The organism is Thermodesulfobacteriota bacterium (genome assembly GCA_036397855.1).
In the GTDB taxonomy this organism is placed as follows: domain Bacteria; phylum Desulfobacterota_D; class UBA1144; order Nemesobacterales; family CSP1-2; genus DASWID01.
Window position 1 is genome coordinate 56,662 of sequence record DASWID010000101.1, and the last position, 8,196, is coordinate 64,857.

The 8,196-nt window shown below is 56.5% G+C and carries 6 protein-coding genes; all 6 read right to left on the minus strand.

The genetic code is table 11. The features are described 5' to 3' along the window. Positions 1–34 precede the first annotated feature (34 nt). Positions 35–337, minus strand: a complete 303-nt coding sequence (locus VGA95_07780) for a hypothetical protein (protein HEX9666443.1) — start codon at positions 335–337, stop codon at positions 35–37. A 286-nt stretch (positions 338–623) separates the two neighbouring features. Next, entirely contained in the window at positions 624–1,655 is a 1,032-nt protein-coding gene (locus tag VGA95_07785; GenBank protein HEX9666444.1) for a HupE/UreJ family protein, read from the minus strand. Further along, a complete protein-coding gene (locus VGA95_07790) occupies positions 1,652–2,653 on the minus strand; it encodes a peptidylprolyl isomerase (protein ID HEX9666445.1) in 1,002 nt (333 codons plus the stop codon). The genes VGA95_07785 and VGA95_07790 overlap by 4 nt, the downstream gene beginning before the upstream one ends. Next, complete coding sequence (locus tag VGA95_07795) at positions 2,653–2,778, minus strand: hypothetical protein (GenBank protein HEX9666446.1); 126 nt, start codon at positions 2,776–2,778, stop codon at positions 2,653–2,655. The genes VGA95_07790 and VGA95_07795 overlap by 1 nt, the downstream gene beginning before the upstream one ends. Before the next feature lie 57 nt (positions 2,779–2,835). Continuing rightward, on the minus strand, positions 2,836–5,184 hold the full coding sequence (locus VGA95_07800) for a DUF3604 domain-containing protein (protein ID HEX9666447.1): 2,349 nt from the start codon (positions 5,182–5,184) through the stop codon (positions 2,836–2,838). 351 nt (positions 5,185–5,535) lie between these two features. Next, positions 5,536–7,794 (minus strand): DUF3604 domain-containing protein, encoded by a 2,259-nt coding sequence (locus VGA95_07805; protein HEX9666448.1) that lies wholly within the window; start codon positions 7,792–7,794, stop codon positions 5,536–5,538. Between the last annotated feature and the right edge of the window lie 402 nt (positions 7,795–8,196).

Consider the following 8,196-nt stretch of genomic DNA (forward strand, 5'->3'; position numbering starts at 1 on the left):
GACCCGAATTAATCTCTGATCCTTAAAGGATCAATCAGGGAATCATACCGCATTCGAACAATTTGTTGGCGATAGGGGCCGCTACTAAGTTGATGAACGCAGTGCGCATTTGAGGATTATTTTGCAGTAATGTCACCACTCGCTGCTCCATCTCTGCCTTTTCCCCTGACGGTGGTTGGCTTTTCTCCATTGCCAACTGCTGACAGGAAGACGTTTGGTATTTCTGGATCACTTTCTGGGCGATCTTCTCCATTATCGGGTACGACTCCTGAGCGCTGGCGATGCCAACGTAAATCAGCAAAGCAATCAGAGCGAGCACGTAATAATATCTGGGCATAGTATTCTCCTCCTTATGTTGATTTACTCTTTAATGTATTTGGGTTCCATGATTATTTCCATTCTGTTTTTGGTTAGGATCAAATGAACCCATTTTATGCTCAACATATAAATATCACGAATAACATTCAAGTCCAACCCTAATTTTGTTACTTACTCGCTTCACCCCTCGGCGTCTTCTTTGTCTCTCATTTAACCGCCTCGACCTCGTAGGACAGGACAAGAATGTCCCGTCTATCGTTGCATAAATTCTTTCTTAAAATCGTATAAGTCCCTCATATCGGTGCTCATGTCCAGAATCCAGCCAAGCGCTCAAAAAACCAGAACGCCGCCAGTATGCCAATCACATAGGTTGCGGCTGGCAGCGCGTGGTGTGCAATGACCGAAGCTAGCCTGATTCGCTTTGCTAATGTCAGGACGCTGAGAACTACCCCGATGAATGCGAGCTGCCCGATTTCTACGCCCACGTTGAAGGCGAACAGGGCGAGCGGAACACCGCTCTCCGGAAGCCCTATGTTAGTGAGTGCACTTGCAAAGCCGAAACCGTGGAGCAGGCCGAAAGAAAAGGCCACTGCCCAGGGCCACCTTGCCGTCAAGCTCCCCTGACCGTGTTCCAATCTGACGATCTCGCAGGCCAGCAGCAGGATGCTCAGTGCGATGGCAGCTTCGATAGGTTGTCCCGCCAAGTGCACCGCACCGAGTGTGGCCAGCGCCAAGGTTATAGAGTGTGCGATGGTGAATGCGGTGATCGTCATGAGAAGAACGCGGCGGCTCCGAACAATGAGAATGAGCGCAAACACGAACAGCAGGTGGTCGTAGCCGAAGAGTATGTGCTCGATACCGTGCGTCAAAAAGGCGCCTGCGACTGCCAAAGGCCCACGCGAAGCCGCGATCTCCACCCGGGGCTTAGACGGCCGGACTAGCGTGGTCGAGTACGTGCCGTCGAGCATCTGCACGCGTACTAATACGTCCGTGATTGTTGCCTGAAGTCCGACGAACTCGATTTGCTTTCCGGCAAGCCCGCTTGCGCCTGCGTCAATCACCCGGCGTTCGACGAGCGAGTCCGCTAGCTCCTGCACGGTCGGCTCCGTGACATTGCGCACGCCATCAGAAAATTTTAGTGCGACTGGAAGGCGCATTCCCGACATAATGGGGGTACGCCACAGAATGCTATAACGGCCAGGTGCCGTCTCGTTGATCTCAAGGTAGGCAGGACGAGACTCGTGAGCCCATGCACTGTGTACATAAGCCGATGCCCCAACCAATACACTTAGGAATATTAACCATAGTACTAAGAAACCGGTCTTTCCGCCTCTCATCGTGCCTCCTTCGCCGAGGGTAAATTGACACTCAGCACCTCATTTCCAGTTGATGGCGGCAGTACGACCTCATATTGCATTCTCATCGCTTCAAACATCTTGCGCTTTGTCCCGGCGCGCTGCTCTTCTATCCATTTGGACTTGACATCCTGCTCTACCTCCTCGAACTGCGGCATCCGGCTGGGTGTAATGGAGTCAACCCAGACTAGGTGCCAGCCGTACCCAGACTCGATCGGACCCTGCCACGAACCGGGTTTGATCTGGAACAGCGACTGCGCAAAGTTTGGACCGAACTCTTTAGCTAACTGCTCTGGCGTGCGGTCGCCGTAGTAATCCTGGAACATGAAGGGATCGGCGAGAGCAGCCGCAGCCGGCGAGTCTTCGGTTTTGCCGGGGAGCTCATTGAGCGCACTCACAGCGTCGGCGCGTGTGTGCTGGCCCCGGCGGTCGGGAGAGAAGTAAAGGTGGCGGAATGTTGTGCGTGCGGGCAGCGCGAAGCGCTGGGAATTCTCCTCGAACCAGGCCCTGAGTTCTTCGGTCGTGGGCTCGCGCAGGTCTGACAAATCTTCGGCGAGAAACTCCATCTTCTGCGCCATCCGGCGCTTGACGATGGTATCCTCCTTGTCCAGGCCTAGCGCCAGCGCCTCACGGTAAAGAATCTCCTCGCGGACTTTGCTCTCCACTAGCCCGGCAAACTCCTGCGGAGTAGGGGGACGCTGCCATTGCGCGGTGAAGAATATTTGCAGTTGGCGGATGTCGTCCTCCGTCAGCACGATCCGGTTGAGACTCCCTCCTTGACCCGGACCAGGATGCAGTGCGCCATAAATGACGAACAGCCCCAGGCCGATCAGAAGAAAATGCACCAGAGGCTCGCGAAGCCAGCGCTTTACGAATAACGGCGGGCGCAACGATCGTTTCAGGTACGATAGTTGGGTTCCCCTCAGAATTGGCTCATCTGAACTAATATCTGTACTTTGCATTACTCTGTCATCTCTCATCACGAGACTCCTCCAATCATTCTCCGATCGAGAAATTCCCGCCCGTTAGGCAGTAAAACTGAAACCGCCTGGGTGCTCACGAACAACATCAGTGCGGGTGAAACACTTAGCAACCACTGCTTCATTGAGCTTTCCCTCCTGCCTTGGCGAAGTCGTCTTTTTTCGGGTCCGATCATGACGGCTCACCGCAGAGGGCTCAGCTCCGCCACCGCTGGGATGATCTCGTAGTTGGCGTAGCCGAATTCGTTGCTGCGCGCGCCCAGATACTTCGTGCCCACTTTGTATACGGTGATCTCGATTGGCGTGCCGACGAGCTCGGTGACGATCTTCCCGTTGACGATGTAGTAGGTCCGGGAGGTGCCGAGATAGCTGGCATCGACCGTGTCGCCGGTCAGGCTCTGCACCGCCACCTTCTTTCCCACGTAGCGCACCTGGAATTGACCCTGGTTGGCGGGGAAGCGCTGGGTGACGTAGCCGGGCTCGGAGGGTGTGAGCGGCTTCGCGTCAGGGCCCTTGCCCAGGGCATCGTAGATGATCATGTACTTGTCGCCCGTCACCGTGTTCTGCAGCCAGACGGACTTCTCCACGATCAGCGCCTTCAATTGAGCGTCGTCGAGCAGCACCGCGCCCTTCTTCTTCAGGTCGGCCACAGTCAGACCGGGCTTTGCGTTCTTTCGCGCCTCGGCGCTCGGCGTGTACCAGATCGGCGAGCTCCATGCGCGCTCCTGGACAGTGGGGGCCACGACGTCGGGCGGCGCGATGCCGAGCTTCTTGGCCTGGATCGTGGTCCAGCGCGGCGTCGGGATTTCCAGTACGCGGGCGTAGTAGAAGGCGTGCAAGCTCGGATCGAACTCGGGATCGGTCCATACGGTCTTGAGCTCTGCCGAGCCGACGGTGTTTGTGTACGTGGCGTTGTCGATGTCCACCGTGCTGCCGATCGGCGGCACCACGCCGGTCCATTTGTCCGGCTTGCGGTCGCCCGCCCAGACCACGTCAAATATCTTCTCGAAGCTCTGGCCGCTCTTGCTCCAGCCTTTGACGATCTGAATGCGGTCGAGGTTGCCGGACGTCGGATCTTTCACCGCCCACACCATGAATGTCGGGGCCTTGCCCTTGGCCGGTGGAAGATCGCCGCCCATCGGCACGCCCTTGGCGTACCCGTTCTTGACCCAGTCCTTGTCGCTCAACGTGTCCGCCGTGTACTCCCAGCCGCCGAACAGGCGGACCTTGATGTGCGGGCCGGTTACGGCAAAGGTTTCCTTGCGCTTCATGGCCTCAAACAGCGACGCGCGCGTATTCTCCTCGGCCCACACGCCGGTCAACCCGCCGGTGCCTTCAGTGCGCGCGTCGAACATGCCGCCGACCAGCGTGCCGGACATGCGCGCCTCGATCGTCCCGTCCGTGAAGGAATGGCCGCCGAAGAAGTTGTCCTGGCGGTAGGGGACGGCGGTGTTGTGCGAGTCCGAAGCCGCTCCGAATCCGAACTTGTACGGGTTGAAGCCCTGGCTGTCCTCGAGGGAGAGGCCGTCCTTCAAAGCCTGGCGGGCGTAGCTCCCGACGATGTGCGGAATGCGGCCCGGCGGGTTGCCGAGCAGGACGGACATGATCTCGAAGCTGGCGAACTCGTCGTTCGGCGAGAGCAAGGGGTGGGTCTCGGAGGTGCCCTTGAGCTGCTTGATCTCGATCAGCGGCTCGTTGCGAACGCGGGACGCGGCATAGGCGGCATCGATCGGGCGGCCCTCGGTGTCCACCTCGGTCGGGAACATGCGGCCGTCGGACAGGTTCGCGTTGTGCGAGATGGCCAGCAGATCGTTCCCGGCCTTCCGCTGGTCGTCCATCCAGTTCCAGAGATCGACGGGATGAAACGAGTCCAGAGCGCTGAACGGCAGCGCCGGCACCTTGGCGCAGTCCTTGAAAAAGATGTTGCGGTGGAGGTTCATGTTATTAGGCATCGAGGTCCACTCGTAGGAGCAGAAGGCCGTGAACTTCTTGGGCTGGTTCGCCTCGTCGGCGAGCGCGACGTTCCGCTTCCAGACCGTCCCGGCAACCTCGGGCGCCATGAGCGCCTTGACGGGCGGTCCAGCGACGAGGGTGTTGATGGCGTAGAGGGCGACCCTCTCCATTTCTTCCTTGGTCCTGGCCTTTAGGATCAGGGGCTTCGCCTCGGGGATCTTGCTGATCGCCGAGCCCGGCTCGTTCGCCAGGTTGACCACGCCCGCGTATTCGGAGTGATCCGTAACCCCCGCCCAGTCGAGCGGCGTATCGATCTTGACCTCGTAACCAAGCGGATGCTTGATCGGCTCGCCCTTGAAGTATTTGTACGCGTCGCCGGGATTGGTGATGGTGTTCCCGATGCTGAACGCGTCGAGCGACCAGCTCGTATGGACGTGGGTCTCGCCGAAATAGGCGTTCCGCTCGGGGTTCTTATCAGGGCTCATCTGTGTGAGTGCCGGCGAAGCCATCAGGAGCATTAGCGTAGCCCCCAGCAATACAGCCGTTACGCCCTGTAGTTGAAAATATCCCTTCTTCATGTCAACCTCCTTTAGTCTCCCAGCCAAAACTGATCTGAGATAATGACAACTCTTTAAGATATTCTTTACGCTCTCCATGCGTTACTTGCTTATTATGCAATACTTATTATTTTTAAACAAACTATATTTACGAGGGATAGATGTCCGATCATCCTAAGCCCGGTCAAAGGATGAATTTTTGAGACTAAAAAAGACCGCTCGGCCTTCGACAACCATACGGTCGTTTTGTTTGTTACCTCCCCTAACGCTACTAACTTAACTCCTCGCACGGAGCGCTTTGCGTTGATCGGAAGAGTCTACGCAGCCGTAGTTTCTCAATCGTGGGCTGCGCTTCATCAGGCACAAAAGAAATCATTTCACAGGCCCAGGAGGCACATTTTTGTCTTCCTCCCGCAACTCTCCTTTTCGCAGATTGACCAAATTCGCCGGACCATTCGGCATGATCTCGTAGTTGGCGTAGCCGAACTCGTTGCTGCGTGCAGCGATGTATTTGTCGCCCATCTTGTAAACAGTGACCTCGAATGGTGTGCCCCCGAGCGAGGTTACGAGCTTGCCGTTCTGCATCGAGTACGGCGAGGGTGTTGTTTGATAGCTGCTCTGCGCGACATCGCCGAATTCACTTGGCAGCGCTGCATTCCTACCGACATGCAGGACGATCCTCTGACCAGCATTGTCATAGTGAATTTTAAACGGCTCGCCGGTGACGGTATTTCGCCACCAAATGGACTTCCCCACGATCAAAGTTTTCAGCTGTGCCTCATCTAGGGCCACCGCATCTTTCTTGTTAAGGTCGGCCACCGTCAGGCCAGGATCGGTGGCTTTGCGTGCCTCGACACTCGGCGTGTACCAGATTGGTGAACTCCATGCACGCTCCTGGACAGTCGCGGGTACCACGTCGGGCGGAGCTATGCCGAGTTGCTTGGCTTGGATGGTGGTCCACCGCGGCGTCGGAATCTCCAGCACGCGGGCGTAGTAGAACGCATCGAGGCTGGGGTCGAATTCCGGGTCGGTCCATACGGTCTTCAGCTCCACGACACCGATGGTGTTAGTGTAGGTAGCGTTCGGAATGTCCACCGTGCTACCGATCGGTGGCACCTCACCGGTGATAACGTCGTGCCGACGGTTGCCCGCCCAGACGACGTCGAAAACCTTTTCGAATGATTGGCCGCTCTTGGTCCAGCCTTTGACGATCTGGATGCGGTCGAGGTTGCCAGAGGTGGGATCCTTCACGGCCCAGACCACGAATGTCGGGGCCTTGGCCTTGGCCGGCGGTAGGTCGCCGCCCATCGGCACGCCCTTCTTGTAGCCCACCTTGACCCAGTCCCTCTGCTTCATCACATCAGGGCTGTATTCCCAGCTGCCAAAGAAACGCAGCTTAATGTGAGGACCGCTGGTTCCGAAGGTTTCCTTGCGGTACATTGCATCCCATATTGAGGCGCGAGTGTTCTCCTTCGACCATACCCCGGTCAGTCCAGCAGGGCTCTCGAGGCGCACGTCCATACCGCTAAAAAGATGGCCGCTCATGCGAGTCTCAATGGTTCCGTCATTAATCCCATGACCGCCGTAGAAATTGTCCTGACGGTAGGGGGTGCCCGTATTGTGCGAGTCGGAGCCGCCTACGATACCGAACTTGTACGGGTTATAGCCCCTGGTGTCCTGCATGGTGAGGCCGTCTTTTAAGGCCTGCCGCGCGTAGCTGCCGACAATGTGAGGGAAGCGCCCGGAGTCCGACGGGAGGCCTATAAGGAAACTCATTATCTCGTAGTTCGCGAATTCATCGTTTGGAGAGAGCAAGGGATGCGTCTCCGACTGCCCCTTGATTTGCTTGATCTCAACCAGCCGTTCGTTGCGCGTCCGCGATTCAGTCCACGCAGCATCGATCGGCCGGCCCAAGCTATCAACGTCGGTGGGGTACATCCACCCGTCGCTCAGGTTCGCGTTGTGCGAGATCGCCAACAGCTCGTTGCCCGCCTTGCGCTGGACATCCATCCATTTCCAAAGGTCTTCTGGATGCCATGAGTCGAGTGCGGTGTACGGCAACTCCGGCACCTTGGCACAATCCCGGAAGAAGACGTTGCGGTGCAGGTTGCGAAAGTCGTATTGCGAGGTGTACTCGTAGGAGCAAAAAGCCGTGAACTTGCCCGGGTGGTTGTTCTCGTCGGCGATCTTAACGTTTTCCTTCCAGATCGTACCGGCCACTTCCGGTTTCATAAACGCCTTGATGGGCGGCTTGCTGACGAGGGAGACCAGGTACATGAACACCTTCTCGACGTCCGCCGGGTTGTTCGGGTCCTTTAGGATCAGGGGCTGCGCCTCTGGCAACTTGCTCAACGCCGAGCCCGGGGTGTTGGCCATCTTCGTGACCCCAACATACTCCGAGTGGTCAGTCACGCCCATCCAGTCGAGCGGTGTATCAATCTTGATATCGTAACCCAGCGGGTGCTTGATCGTTTCACCTTGAGCGTACTTAAGCGCTTCGTTCGGCCCAGTAAGGTGGTTGCCGAATAGCCATGCGTCCACCGACCAGCTCGTATGGACGTGGGTCTCGCCGAAATATGCATTCCTCTCAGGGGTCTCTTGGGCGAGAATTGGTGCAGCCACCAAGATCATGAATGCAATTCCAAGCAATACAGCCGTCGCACTGCATATTTGAAAATATATAAATGCTCCTTTCTTCATCTCAGCCTCCTTTACTTCTCAGCCTATGTAATTTTTTTCTTTGATTAACACCTGCAAATTTAAACCTGCTATTCCAAGCCCATCAAATGCATCGATCGTATTATGTTCCGACTTATTTCGCAAGTACAATTTCTTGTCAATCAATTTTCTCTCCAAACCGGATAGCTAGTGTTGCCATATTTTGTTTAACTCATAACATGAACTTAATAAAGTCACCCCGTCTGTTCAATGCACGGTTATGCGAAAGAGACGGCGAGGTCCCACGGACGAACCAACGGAGCAAAGTGTGGTCCCAGGGGCGATGCCCTTGAACCCCAGCCCATCTGGCGTATC